Annotated in this window: 11 protein-coding genes; 2 read left to right on the forward strand and 9 right to left on the reverse strand. The window is 39.0% G+C overall.

Annotation, left to right across the window (positions count from 1 at the left end; translation table 11 throughout):
- Nucleotides 1-57 precede the first annotated feature (57 nt).
- Complete coding sequence (fumC, locus tag M5A78_RS03625; RefSeq protein WP_248733924.1) at nt 58-1,437, reverse strand: class II fumarate hydratase; 1,380 nt, start codon at nt 1,435-1,437, stop codon at nt 58-60.
- 990 nt (nt 1,438-2,427) lie between these two features.
- Here fumC and M5A78_RS03630 point away from each other — a divergent pair.
- Nucleotides 2,428-3,048 carry an NAD(P)-dependent oxidoreductase gene (locus tag M5A78_RS03630; RefSeq protein WP_248733925.1) on the forward strand — a complete coding sequence of 207 codons (621 nt, stop codon included), beginning with the start codon at nt 2,428-2,430 and terminating at the stop codon, nt 3,046-3,048.
- Between the two features lie 173 nt (nt 3,049-3,221).
- Here M5A78_RS03630 and M5A78_RS03635 read toward each other — a convergent pair whose 3' ends face one another.
- The 6 genes from M5A78_RS03635 to sigY form a co-directional block, all read right to left on the reverse strand.
- Nucleotides 3,222-5,237: an ABC transporter ATP-binding protein gene (locus M5A78_RS03635; RefSeq protein ID WP_248733926.1), complete on the reverse strand. Its 2,016-nt coding sequence runs from the start codon at nt 5,235-5,237 to the stop codon at nt 3,222-3,224.
- Nucleotides 5,234-6,991, reverse strand: coding sequence for an ABC transporter ATP-binding protein (locus M5A78_RS03640; RefSeq protein ID WP_248733927.1), 1,758 nt, complete (start codon nt 6,989-6,991; stop codon nt 5,234-5,236). The genes M5A78_RS03635 and M5A78_RS03640 overlap by 4 nt, the downstream gene beginning before the upstream one ends.
- Nucleotides 6,992-7,393: 402 nt before the next feature.
- Nucleotides 7,394-7,708 carry a YbjQ family protein gene (locus M5A78_RS03645; RefSeq protein WP_248734018.1) on the reverse strand — a complete coding sequence of 105 codons (315 nt, stop codon included), beginning with the start codon at nt 7,706-7,708 and terminating at the stop codon, nt 7,394-7,396.
- A complete protein-coding gene (locus tag M5A78_RS03650) occupies nt 7,689-7,925 on the reverse strand; it encodes a sigma-Y antisigma factor component (protein WP_248733928.1) in 237 nt (78 codons plus the stop codon). The genes M5A78_RS03645 and M5A78_RS03650 overlap by 20 nt, the downstream gene beginning before the upstream one ends.
- A complete protein-coding gene (locus M5A78_RS03655) occupies nt 7,922-8,269 on the reverse strand; it encodes a YxlC family protein (RefSeq protein ID WP_248733929.1) in 348 nt (115 codons plus the stop codon). Before M5A78_RS03655 ends, M5A78_RS03650 begins: the two co-directional genes overlap by 4 nt.
- Entirely contained in the window at nt 8,223-8,780 is a 558-nt protein-coding gene (gene sigY / locus M5A78_RS03660; RefSeq protein WP_248733930.1) for an RNA polymerase sigma factor SigY, read from the reverse strand. Before sigY ends, M5A78_RS03655 begins: the two co-directional genes overlap by 47 nt.
- A gap of 252 nt (nt 8,781-9,032) precedes the next feature.
- Here sigY and M5A78_RS03665 point away from each other — a divergent pair, with 252 nt between their 5' ends.
- On the forward strand, nt 9,033-9,935 hold the full coding sequence (locus M5A78_RS03665) for a nuclease-related domain-containing protein (RefSeq protein ID WP_248733931.1): 903 nt from the start codon (nt 9,033-9,035) through the stop codon (nt 9,933-9,935).
- Between the two features lie 1,005 nt (nt 9,936-10,940).
- Here M5A78_RS03665 and M5A78_RS03670 read toward each other — a convergent pair.
- Entirely contained in the window at nt 10,941-12,992 is a 2,052-nt protein-coding gene (locus tag M5A78_RS03670; protein WP_248733932.1) for a transglycosylase domain-containing protein, read from the reverse strand.
- A 350-nt stretch (nt 12,993-13,342) separates the two neighbouring features.
- A complete protein-coding gene (locus M5A78_RS03675) occupies nt 13,343-13,795 on the reverse strand; it encodes a helix-turn-helix transcriptional regulator (protein ID WP_248733933.1) in 453 nt (150 codons plus the stop codon).
- Nucleotides 13,796-13,881: the final 86 nt, after the last annotated feature.

A 13,881-nucleotide genomic window follows, 5' to 3' on the forward strand; every position in this document is an offset into this window, starting at 1 on the left:
CTTCAGCGGAGGGGGCTTTCCTTGTCAATAATCCGGATAGTAGGAGAGATGTCTATGTTAAATCATGTTTTCAGGTTTAATCCATTGGTCAAATTGTTCCCTAGTTACAAAGCCGGTTTTAATAGCTGCTTCCTTTAACGTGCTGTTTTCTATAAAAGCCATTTTAGCTATTTGTGCCGCTTTTTCATAGCCAATATGGGGATTTAACGCCGTCACCAGCATCAAAGATTGTTCCACATGTCTCTTGATTACTTCTTCGTTAGCCTCAATACCTACTGCACAATTATTATTAAATGATCGCATTCCATCAGCAAGAAGCCTGATGGATTGGATAAGATTATAAATAATCACTGGTTTATATACATTTAACTCAAAATTCCCCTGGCTAGCTGCAAACCCAATAGTTGCGTCATTACCAAAAACTTGGCATACCACCATCGTTAACGCTTCACTTTGCGTTGGATTTACTTTTCCGGGCATGATAGAGCTTCCGGGCTCATTCGCAGGAATGCTTATTTCGCCAATCCCACTGCGTGGTCCGCTTGCCAGCCAGCGGACATCATTAGCCATTTTCATTAAATCAGCTGCTAATGCTTTTAAGGAACCATGGACATAAACAATTTCATCATGACTTGTTAAGGCTTGAAATTTATTTTCTGATGACCGAAATGGATAGCCGGTTAAAGTAGAAATTTGCTCAGCTACCTTTGCTCCAAACTGTGGGTCGGCATTGATTCCCGTACCTACTGCAGTACCTCCTATGGCCAAATCGAGTAGATATTTGCTTGCTTCAATAATCATTCTTTCATTTTTTTCAAGCATTGCCCTCCAACCGCTTATTTCTTGTCCAACTGTCAGTGGAGTTGCATCCTGTAAATGTGTTCTCCCTATTTTTACAATGTTTGAAAAAGCTTTCTCTTTTTCAAGCAGCGTGTTTTTAAGAACACGAATGGCAGGAATCAGGTCTTCTGCTACTTTTTTATAGGCAGCAATATGCATCGCCGTTGGAAAGGTATCGTTGGAGCTTTGCGACATGTTGACATCATCATTAGGATGGATTTTTTCTGCACTGCCCTGCTCCTTTAACCATTCGTTTGCCCGGTTGGCAATTACCTCATTTACGTTCATATTGGACTGTGTACCGCTGCCGGTTTGCCAGACTGCTAATGGAAAATGTTCGTCAAAATCTCCGCTATGGATTTGATCACACACTTTTATAATGGCCACCATTTTTGCTTCACTTAGTTTTCCTAATTGTTGATTGACAATTGCTGCAGATTTTTTAATATAAGCTAGCCCAAATATAAGCTCGAGAGGCATTTTTTCGGTACCAATTTTAAAGTTTTCCTTGCTCCGTTGTGTTTGTGCCCCCCAATATTTTTCTGATAGGACATGAACTTCACCAAGTGAATCTTTTTCTACTCTAAAATTTCCCAAGAGTGTTTCACCTCATTTATTTGTACTACTTCAATATATATACCCATTTCTAACCATTTTATTAATTCAAAGCGAAAATGGCGATAAAGGCCATTTACTATTTTGGATATATAATAAATTAAGTCCCAACCTAACATAATAAGGCGGAGTGCCCCAAAGCTGAGCCTGGATATTCAAACCGAGTAAATGCCTACGTAGAACCCTTCTACTTCGGCTTTCGCCTTCTTTTTTTGGAGAAATACCTACGTAGAACCCTTCTACTTCGACTTTTGTCTTCTTTTTTTGGGGAAATGCCTACGTAGAACCCTTCTACTTCGACTTTCGACTTCTTTTTTTGGAGAAATACCTACGTAGAACCCTTCTACTTCGACTTTCGTCTTCTTTTTTGGGGGAAATACCTACGTAGAACCTTCTACTTCGACTTTCGTCTTCTTTTTTTGGGGAAATACCTACGTAGAACCCTCCTACATCGACTTTCGCTTTCTTTTTTTGGAGAAATACCTACGTAGAACCCTTCTACTTCGACTTTCGTCTTCTTTTTTTGGAGAAATACCTACGTAGAACCTTCTACTTCGACATTCGTCTTCTTTTTTTGGAGAAATACCTACGTAGAACCCTCCTACATCGACTTTCGCTTTCTTTTTTTGGAGAAATACCTACGTAGAGCCCTTCTACTTCGACTTTCGTCTAATTTTTCTGGAGAAATGCCTACGTAGAACCCTTCTACTTCGACTTTAATGGTTTCGCTATTTTCATCGTTGAAATAAAAAAACTGCAGACATTTGTCTGCAGCTTATGCTTTATAGATTGTATATCCGATATAATAAGAGAGGATTAAAAAGCTACCGATTAATAGTACAATTGAATACTCACCCATATACATCCCACCCCATATTAAATTTAAATACTTAAACATTTTAAAGTTATCATAAGAGGTAGGATTAACAAGTGATAGAAATTACACCTTAGTGACCAAGGAGTGAATTTTTTGTGAACATTTGCCTTTTTGGGGCAACAGGAAGAGTGGGCTCAGTAATTTTGGAAAATGCTTTAACCAATCACCTTTCTGTCCAAACCTTAGTGCGAGATGCGAAAAAACTAAACCAAGACGCTGCAGAGCTTACAGTTAAAGAAGGTAATGTCTTACAAGAAAAGGATATTGCTAATTGCATAAAAGGTACTGATGTGGTGGTCAGTGCGTTAAATACTGATGGAAGCACAACTCTATCAGATTCCATGCCCTTCATTATCAGCAATATGAAAAAATATGGACTTATCCGAATTATTACGATAGGTACAGCGGGAATCCTGCAGGCTCGTTCCGCACCACATTTATACCGCTTCCAATCGGCAGAATCCAGACGTAAAAGCACTAAGGATGCCGAAGAGCATTTAAAAGCTTATATATTATTAAAGAAATCGGGGCTTGATTGGACCATCGTTTGTCCAACCTATTTGCCTGTCGGTGAAAGAATTGGCACTTATCGATACGAAAAGGACTTTCTCCCTGAAAATCCTTCCTCCATTTCGATTTATGACACTGGTGACTTCGCCTTCAGGCAGCTATTTTCCGATGAATTTATAGGTTCAAGAGTGGGCCTTACCTATTAAGAGCAACTTATCAGCGATTTTAATGATTTTTTCAACGAATCTGTTCCTTTTATCAGCGAATTTTTAATTTTATCAGCGAATCCAAAATAAGAATATATATTTCAAATAACAATCGAGCAGAACAAAAAAAAGCTGGCCCTTCTAACTTTTCGTTAAAAGGGCCACCTCTTATACTATCCTGCTAATTCATTACTTCCCTGTTGCAGCTGATACATCTGATAATACTTCCCATTTGAAGCCATCAATTCATCATGTGTTCCTCTTTCAACAATTGTCCCGCGATCCAATACCAGAATTTGATCAGCATTGCGAATCGTCGATAGACGGTGAGCGATGATAAACGTTGTTCGGCCCTTCTTTAAGACATCCATCGCCTCCTGGATAACTGCTTCGGTTTCAGTATCAATACTGGAGGTTGCTTCATCAAGTATTAGGATCGCTGGATTAAAGGCAAGGGCCCGGGCAAATGAAATAAGCTGACGCTGCCCACTTGAAAGCGTACTCCCCTTTTCGATTACCGGTTCATCATAACCATTCTCTAAATTCTTAAATACCTTTTCCGCGCCAACATCTTTTAACGCCTGCTCCACTTTATCCTTGGTTATAGAAGGATCGTCAAGGCTTACATTGGAGGCAATTGTCCCAGTAAATAAATATGGATCCTGTAAAACAATACCCATATGATTGCGAATCGTTTGCCGCGGGATACTTTCGATATCTTTTCCATCAATCATAATTTTTCCCTTTTGACAGTCATAAAAACGGAAAAGTAAATTCATAATCGAACTTTTTCCAGAGCCAGTGTGCCCAACTAGGGCTACTGTTTCGCCGTGTTTTGCTTCGAAATCGATATTCTTTAGAACATATTCTCCCTCTTTATAGCCGAAAGAAACATGATCAAAGGTAACATTCCCTTTAAAGCGAGAAATCCTCTCATTACTGACATTTTCCCCAGGTTCATCCATCAACTTGAACACCCGCTCACCAGCGACGAGTGCCTGCTCCAAATTGGCCAATTGATTGACAATTCCTTGAACCGGCTGGAATAGACGGTTGATATAATCAACAAAGGCATATAGCATTCCAAGTGAGATGACGTTAGCAGGTAGAAGTGCTTGCCCGCCGAAATACCAAATGAAGGCTACAAAAATTAGATTTCTTAAGATTCCCACTAGGTTATGGGAGGTTAAAGCATTCAAACTTAACATCTTGTTTTGATACTTAAAATGTTCATGGTTAAGCTTTTCAAATTCTTGTTTAGATTCCTTTTCCCTGCTGAAGGCTTGAATAATACTCATCCCTTGGATGGATTCGTTGATCATCGCATTAATGTCACTATTTCGTGAACGAATGACTCGATTGTATTTCGATGCAAATTTACGATAAACCAACATCCAAGCATAAAGGATTGGCAGTAACAATAAACAGATGGCCGCAAGCTTCACATTCAAGATAAACAGAGCCACATAAATCCCGGTTATATATATCGCACTAGTAAAAAAGGTGGCGAGCACGGTAACATAAAGCTCACGGATGGCTTCCGTATCATTGGTAATCCTCGCCACAACTTTACCAGCAGGGAGATTATCAAAATAGTTAATCGGCAGCCGCTGGATATGCCCGAAAATATCTTCACGCATTTTTTGAATGATACGGTTAGCTGATTTTTGTAGGAGAAAACGTTCTCCATATTGAAAAAACGCTGATATCACCAATAATCCAAAATAAATAGCTAACAATTGAAAAATACCGGGAATTTCCGGTTGATAAAAGGTTAACAACTCCGTTCCCTTTAGGACAACCGCATGATATTCCGCTTCCTCTGATCCCTTTTTAACCGTTAACATTCCTGCTTGAAAGCTTCTTTGTCCATCGAATTTAAGCTCTTGATCAACAAAAACAAATTTTGCACCTACTTGCAGAATGCGAATTGGTTTCCCCTTTCGTTCAGAACTAGCAAAATACTTTTCTCTTTTATAATACTTCTTGTTAAATTCTACCGCTTTATTCCCGCTTGTCGTTTCATACCAAACAGACTCAATCCCTAAAATATGCTGATCAATAATATTTTTCGCAATAAATGGTCCAGCCAGATCGCTTACCACAGAGATGGTCAGCATGAATAAGGCCGCGATAATAATTTTTTTATAAGCTAATGCATACTTGACTAAGCGCCTCCCTGTTGTCATGCTGTCACCTCATCTTCCACGTTATTTTCAACCTGCTGTCGTAAGAATTGTTCCTTATACCATCCATTTTGCTCCAGCAGTTGTTCATGTGTGCCTGCTTCAATAATTCTTCCTTCATCAAGAACAATAATATGGTCGGCATGCTGCACAGCTGACATCCGATGCGTCGTAATGATCGTCGTTTTGTCATCCCTTACTTCGCGGATATTATCAATAATTACTTTTTCTGTCTTAGCATCAACCGCTGATAAGGAATCATCGAGAATAAGAATTTCTGGATTTTTTATCAGCGCACGCGCAATCGAAATTCTTTGCTTTTGCCCCCCAGATAGAGCCACTCCCTTTTCACCAACGAGTGTGCCTAACCCTTCAGGAAGCATTTCTAAATCCTTGCGAAAGGCAGCAAGATCAATTGCCTTCTCTAATTCTTCGTCGCTTGCCTCTTGTTTCCCAAAGAGAATATTTTCTTTCACGCTTCTGGAAAACAGCACATGATCTTGCGGCACATAACCAATCCAACTGCGAACCTGCGTTAAGGTCTGCTCTTCGATTGATACTCCACCAATGGATAAATCCCCAATACCAAGAGGGTATTGCCTCAATAACTGTTTAATGAATGTTGTTTTCCCACTGCCGGTTTTACCGACAATTCCAAGTGTCTGACCTTGAAGAAGCCGAACATTTACATTTTCTAGATTATCAGTCTTTGAAGTTGGATAGCGGAAGGTTACCTTAGCATAATCAATGCTATCGGCAGTCGAGACTTCCACCGGTTGCGGGGGATTATCGACTTCCTCCTTATAGGAAAGTGTGGCATTGACCCGGTCCAGTGACGCATTTCCCCTCTGCATCACATTTATTAACTCACCAATCGCAAACATCGGCCAAATCAGCATCCCTAAATAAACATTGAAGGAAACAAGATTTCCTAAAGTGATTGCCTGGTGAAAAACTAAATAAGCACCATAGCCAAGGCCAATTAAGTAGCTGATTCCAACTAACACCTTGATGGTTGGATCGAATAAAGAGTCGATTCTTGCTACTTTAATATTCTTGTTGTAAACATCTTCCGTTAACTGATGAAAGCGATTGCCATCAGCCTTTTCTTGCACATAGGCACGAATAACCCTAACACCTGCCACAGACTCAAGCACTCGGTCATTTAACTCCCCAAATGCATCCTGAGCTTCCATAAAGCGAGTGTGTATTCTCTTGCCATAGATTTTCATTAAAACAGCCATAATGGGCAGCGGAATAATTGCAGCCAACGTCAGCTTCCAGCTAATAAAAATCCCCATTGTCACTAGCAGCGTCATCATCCAAATACTTGAATCAACGAGTGTTAAAATCCCAAATCCTGCTGTAATCGAAATTGCTTTTAAATCGTTTGTCGCCCGGGCCATTAAATCCCCAGTCCGATTTTTTTCATAAAAGGCGGGGGTCATTTTTAAAAGGTGCCTCACAAACCTCGACCGCAGTTTTCTTTCTACTAGAAAAGCTCCCCCAAATAATTGATGCTGCCATACATAGGTAATACCATAGGATGAAATCATGATAACCAATAAATACGCTAAATAATGGAATATTTTATTTTCCGTTATCGCACCGACATGAATATCATCAATCGCCATTCCTATTAATTTTGGCGGCAGAACATCCAATATTCCTACTATAATTAATAAGGATATGGCGATGGCATATCGCTTCCAATTTTCTCTAAAAAACCAACTTAACTTTTTTAACACCGAAAACATCGTTGTTATTCCCCTTTCTGTTTAAACTATCCGCCTTCGAGAGCTCCTATTGTGTTTGCAAGTTTAACCTCAGGTTTCATAAACATTGAACGTTCCTCCTTTTACTTTAAACATGTAAAAAAAGAGACATACCGCTAAAGTGCGGTATATCTCCCCAAAAAAAGAGACAAAAAAACACACGTTACGTATCAAAAAAGAACGCAACCTGTGTAATGTCATTTTTGCCATTAACGTATGAAAAGAATTAAAAAGAAAACTTTTTAGGACAGGTTACATTCCAGTATTCAATTTTTAAACATGCATTATTCAATACAATCATCTCGTAACCCTCCATTTCCTTTTTTTTCTTACTTTGTAAGATTATCATCTGTTTATTTAAAAGTCAATTCCCATTTTTCAGAATCATTCTGCCCAAACTGCCGTTCCATAGGCGATTATTTCTGATGCCCCCTGCATAACAGAGCTCGATTGTAAGCGCATGCCGACGATTGCATTCGCACCTAATTCTCTTGCTTCGTCTGTCATTCGGTCGATTGCCTTTTGTCTAGCTTCATTTAACATTTCCGTATATTCCTTAATCTCTCCACCGACAATCGTCTTCAAACCGGCTAATATATCTTTGCCAATATGTTTGGATTGGACCGTACTCCCTTTTACAAAGCCAACAAGTTCTTTTATTTCCTTGCCAGGTATGCTATCAGTGGTAACTATCATCATCATTTGGATCCTCCACTTTTTTATTTTTTTTATAGATAATTTTTCTAACAAAAATTAAGTAAAATAGTGTTGGCATTGGTGCTTGGATAAGTCCCACTATCCCCCAAAGCCAATAGTTATGGCTTCGTTTCCGTGCATCCAAAAATAAATATATGCTTTGCAACAGCAAAATAAAGACAACAACAATGATTGTGAATAATGGATGCTCCCTAATCATATATGATTCGCCTTCTTCATTAACCGAACACTTGTGTATACCACGATAAAGATGGTGGTGATGATTTGCACAAGAATAAAAATTGCCGGCATCTGATAAAGAGAAATAATCATCCCACTTAAAATGATGAATGCGACAATAAAAAAGACCGATAAATCGCTGATTAATTTTTTCCTTTTGTTCTGCTGCTCTTGGATAACCATTTGTTCAAACCATTGTAAATTGGGCGTATAGACAGGGAATTGATCAATCCTTTGTAATCCTTCTTGCAGCTCGTGAATAGCATCAAAGTCTTGTTTATTTTGTTGTTCGCTGTTCAGAATAATGACTTTCTGTTTCTTCACCCAGCTTCAGCTCCCTTCTGACCGACTTTATTCCGTTATGCACTCTTGATTTAACCGTTCCAGCAGAAATTTTCATCCATTCGCCAATTTCTTCGTAGGAGTAACCATAATAATGCTTCAAAATGATAGGAATTCGGACGTCCTCCGGTAATTTCCCAAGTGCCTCAAGGCAATCATTCCATTCTTCATTTCTGCTTTCAAAATGCCATTTCAACTTACGGTATACTTCCTCTTGTCCCTGCCAGTTTTTTTCTCGTTTCTTTTTTCGGCATTGGTCAATGTATGTATTGGTCGCAATTGAAACAAGCCATGTGGAAAATTTACTTTGACCATTATAAAGGTGAATCTTTTGAACGCATTTCGCCATTGTCTCCTGTGCTAATTCTTCGGCTGTATCGGGATTCATTGTAATTTTCATTAAATATTTTACAAGGAATGGATAATTTTCTTTAAACAACATGGCAAAAGCAAGATGATCCCCTTTTTTCGCATTTTTAATCAATGCATCCATTCGACAATTGCCCTCTCTTTCCCCATCAACCTTGCTTTTCTCTTTTATTTATTTAGACGAATGAAACTCCAATTCGTTCATCCTAATTTTATTTTACCTTTAAGTATCTATTTTTTTCAGATAAATGTCATTAAATATACATTCATTTATTTCAGTTTATTGATATTTTTTTATAAAATTAAACTGATTTGAAAATTATGTTAGTTAAACAGTTTAGTTTTTTTATTTTGAAAAACAGAAAGGAAGTGCTCTATGGCTTATAAGCCTCGAAAAGAACGGGAAGAAATAACAATATTAAGAAGCTTAAACACTAGAATGAATTTGTCTGAAGAAGACAAATGGAACTATTTGAATCTAAAAAAAGGTTTTGAAGGGGAAGTGATGTTCGATTCCTTAACAGAAAAGCTTCAGAGTGGATGTTACATATTAAATGATTTGCTGCTTGAGTTAAACAATTCGAAATTCCAAATTGATACTTTGATTATTCAAGAGACCCTCTATCTTTTTGATGTAAAAAATTTTGAAGGCGATCATTATTATGAAAAAGGTGATTTCATATCCAAAACCGGAAAGTTAATGAAGAATCCGCTTGACCAATTAAAACGATGTGAAACTTTACTTCGCCAATTGCTCCAAAAATATGGTTACAAACTGCCCGTTGAATCGTTGGTCGTATTTATCAACCCCGAGTTTACCCTTTATCAAGCACCAAAACATGAGCCTATCATTTATCCTACACAGCTAAATACTCTAATGAAAAAATTAAATATGTGGACAGGGAAATTCAATGGAAAGCACAAAAAACTAGCAGACCTTTTGGTTTCGATGCATCAAATTGAATCTCCTCATCTCCGGCTGCCCCCCTATGAATATGACGGGCTGCGAAAAGGCATTATTTGTTCTTCATGCCAATCATTTTTGGTTTCTGTTAATGGAAGGAAAATTGCCTGTGATAATTGTGGCTGTGAAAAAAATGTTGATTCTGCTGTACTGCGAAGTGTGAAGGAACTAAAGCTTCTTTTTCCAGATCGGAAAATAACTACAAATTGGGTTTATGAATGGTGTGGAGTGATTGGCTCTAAAGATGTAATTAGAAGGATTTTGAATAAATACTATAAAAGCGTAGGTTTTGGCAGATGGTTATATTACGAGTAATGCTTCACCTTTCCTTATCGACCTACATTTATAGGGATTCCAACGTTGAAGCCTTCCACCTTGGCTTTTGATGGAGAACTCCTACGTAGAATCATTCTACTTCGACTTTTGCTCGGCTATTTTAACCGAACTCCTACGTAGAACCCTTCTACTTCGGCTTTTGGGCGGCTTGTTTAGCCGAACCTCCTACGTAGGACACTTCTACTTCGGCTTTTGCTCGGCTTTTTTAGCTGAAAACCTACGTAGAACCCTTCTTCTTCGGCTTTTCCTCGGCTTTTTTAGCTGAAAACCTACGTAGAACCCTTCTTCTTCGGCTTTTCCTCGGCTTTTTAAGCCGAACACCTACCTAGAACACTTCTACTTCGGCTTTTGGGCGGCTTTTTTAACGGAACTCCTACGTAGAACCCTTCTACTTGGATTTTTGCTCGGCTTTTTTAGCCAAACTCCTACGTAGAACCTTTCTACTTCGGCTTTTGGGCGGCTTTTTTAACGGAACACCTACGTAGAGCCCTTCTACTTGGATTTTTGCTCGGCTTTTTTAGCCAAACTCCTACGTAGAACCTTTCTACTTCGGCTTTTGCTCGCCTTTTTTAGCCAAGCACCTACCTAGAACACTTCTACTTCGGCTTTTGCTCACCTTTTTTAGCCAAACACCTACCTAGAACCCTTCTGCTTCGACTTTTGCTCGGCTTTTTTAGCTGAACACCTACCTAGAACCCTTCTACTTCGGCTTTTGCTCGGCTTTTATTGCCGAACTCCTACGTAGAACCCTTCTGCTTCGACTTTTGCTCGGCTTTTTTAGCTGAACACCTACCTAGAGCCCTTCTACTTCGGCTTTTTTAGCACAACACCTACCTAGAACCCTTCCACTTTGACTTTTGCTAGCTTTTTTCATAAATAAGTATCTTCAGCCGGTCTAAATCCTTTTGCTCTTCTTAGGGGCTGACTATCGCATAAATCATCTGGTAAAAAAAGGCACAGAACATGGTCCGTGCCTTTCGTTTATTAATGTTCTTTCCCTTTTCCTTTTCCCTTTTCTTTATTCTTTTTATCCCATTTCTCCTTTTGTTTATTCCACTTCTCCTCCCACTTTTGAACCTCATTATTAAATTTCTTTTGAAAATTACTAAGATTCTTTTCTTCTTCTTCCTTTTTTCGCTTTTCAATTAATGAAGAGATATGCTGGACATGAAAGCTTTGGTTTGGAGAGTTTTTTAGAGCATCCTTCATCACTTCACGGAAGATAACAGCCGAACCTGTGCCACTCGTTGGGTTTATATAATGCTCGGCATCAGTTTTATCATAACCAACCCAGAAAGATCCCACTAGCTGTGGTGTGTAGCCTACAAACCATTGATCCTTCAGCCCATTGATTCCTTTAATTGGAACCTGGGTAGAACCTGTTTTACCTGCCGTTTCCCGGCCAGGAATTTGTGCTGCTTTTCCGGTGCCTTGTTCGACAACACCAAGCAGCATCGTTGTCATATTATCAGTGACTGCTTTGGTCGTCACCCGCTCTTTTTTGGTCTTCCACTCAGCGACAACCTGGCCATTTGCATCGATGATTTTTTTAATCACATGCGTTTCTACTCTTACACCGTTATTAGGAAAAACGGAAAAAGCTTCTGCCATATCAATTGGCGATACTCCTTTATGCAAGCCACCCAGAGCAATTGATAAACTACGGTCAGCCTTATCCAAGGTCATGCCAAACCGGTTAACGGCATCTAATCCTTTTTCAATTCCCAGTTCATTTAACAGCCAGACTGCTGATACATTTTTCGATTCCTTTACCGCATCATACATCGGTACTTCGCCTTCATATTGATGATTATAATTGCTAGGTTCATAATCGCCGAATTTCATCGGCTCATCTTTTAGCATGTCAGTAATTTTCCAGCCATCCTCAAGTGCCGGGGTATACACAGCTAATGGCTTGAACGATGATCCTGGCTGTGCCTTTAACTGCGATGCTCGGTTATAGCCCCTAAAAGTATGATCCCCTCTACCGCCAACAAGAGCCCTTACCCCGCCTGATTTAGGGTCAACTAAAACTCCCCCGCTTTGCACAAGCCGGTCATTTCCTTTTGGGAATAAGGCATCATTTTGATACGTCTTCTCCATTGCCGCTTGCATGGAAGGATCAAGTTCAGTATAGATTTGATAGCCGCCTGTTAATAATTCATCTTGAGATAACCCGTACTGTTTTATGGCCTCATCTAATACTTGGTCAACATAATAAGGAAATTTACCACGGAACGGGTCACCGCCCTTGTCATCGAGAACAACCTTTTCATTCTTTGCCTTTTCAACTTGCTGTTTTGTAATAAAACCTTGCTCGTTCATTTTAGCTAGCACAAGGTTTCTTCTTTCGGTTGCCTTTTCCATATGTTCATAAGGATTTAAGGCAGAAGGAGCTTTGATTAATCCTGCCAATAAGGCGGACTCGCTTATGGTAAGGTCTTTAACCTCTTTTGCAAAATATTTACTTGCGGCTTGTTTAATTCCATATGCACCATTCCCAAAATAAATTTGATTTAAATACATCTGAAGGATTTCCTGTTTCGTATACTCCCGTTCAACTGCTAATGCTAAAAATACTTCCTCCAATTTCCTTTTCAATGTTTTTTCCGAGGTAAGTATCGTATTTTTCGTTAATTGTTGTGTGATGGTACTACCACCTTCGACCATCCCACCGGCCTTTAGGTCACGGAGGAGAGCCCTAGACGTACCAATTAAATCAACACCGCTATGTTGATAAAAACGATGATCCTCAATGGCAATGATGGCATTTTTCATTGAATCCGGTACTTCCTTGATTGAAACTCCTTCATTCTTATTCGCAGATACTTTGCTTGCTACCTCCCCATTTACGTCATAAAAAACCGTTGGCTGGGGAAGCTCATTTTTCAGTTCTGATATATCTGCATCCTTAGAAAGATAATAAAGAAGTCCAAAGAAACTTAGAATCATAATCAACACAGTTAACACCAAAACTTGGAGTAAATGCCACTTTTTCCAGTTCTTAAAGAATTTGAGTACAGCTAACTTTTTCATTGTGCCTCCTAAGATATGATAATGCGTACGGAAAGGATATCCAAACGGCCGATTATCTTTACCAGGTATAATTTTCGATGAATGGCTAGATTTTATGACTATATAAGGAAAATTGACTGAAAACGTAAAGTGCGTTTCATGCCACTAACAATTATAGTGGAAATACTAACATCCAAAGAACTAAGCTACCATAAAAAATGCGATGTGAACAGAGTTACGCTTTACTTAATTCGTCGCATTTGCTGTATATTTTTCACCACGATTGGATTTGCTGATTCGTTGGGTGCGCAGCCCCTTTTCAATACAAAAAGACAGGCCTCGCAGCCCGTCTTTTCAAATTTATTCTATTATTATCCTTTGGTCAATTCTTTAAAGCGCTGCTTCGTCATCTTTTCATCAAAGCTGCTGTAAATCCGATAATTTCTTTCATCTAATATCCGAAAATGTTTGCTTAGAATATTTTGCTGGAGAATAAATCCACTTTTCTTCGAAATCGCTTTCCACCATATCCGGCCGCCCAGTGTTTTCATCTTACGAAAATCAATACCTTCCCTAGCAACCGTTTCCAACACTTCCAAGGGCTCGTTTCCAAATAAAAATTGAACTGTTTCCGTTTCCCGAAAAAGAGCACAAATTGCAACAACAGTAGACCAGTTGGCCAGAACTCTTCCCTTCTCAATTTGCACAAGCGTTTTCTTGGAGACACCAATGATATCTGCCATTTTATCTTGCGTATAACCTGCTTCTGTCCGGATCAGACGAAGCTTTTCAGAAACCTGCATGATAATTTCATCTCTGGTCACGTTTAGCCCTTCTTTCAATCGCTTCTAGTGTAATTTTACACAAGTTCCTCCACTTTTAAAAGTAATTAAGCCTATTTAAAGTAAAA

This window comes from Neobacillus rhizosphaerae (assembly GCF_937468385.1).
GTDB classification, from domain to species: domain Bacteria; phylum Bacillota; class Bacilli; order Bacillales; family Cytobacillaceae; genus Neobacillus; species Neobacillus rhizosphaerae.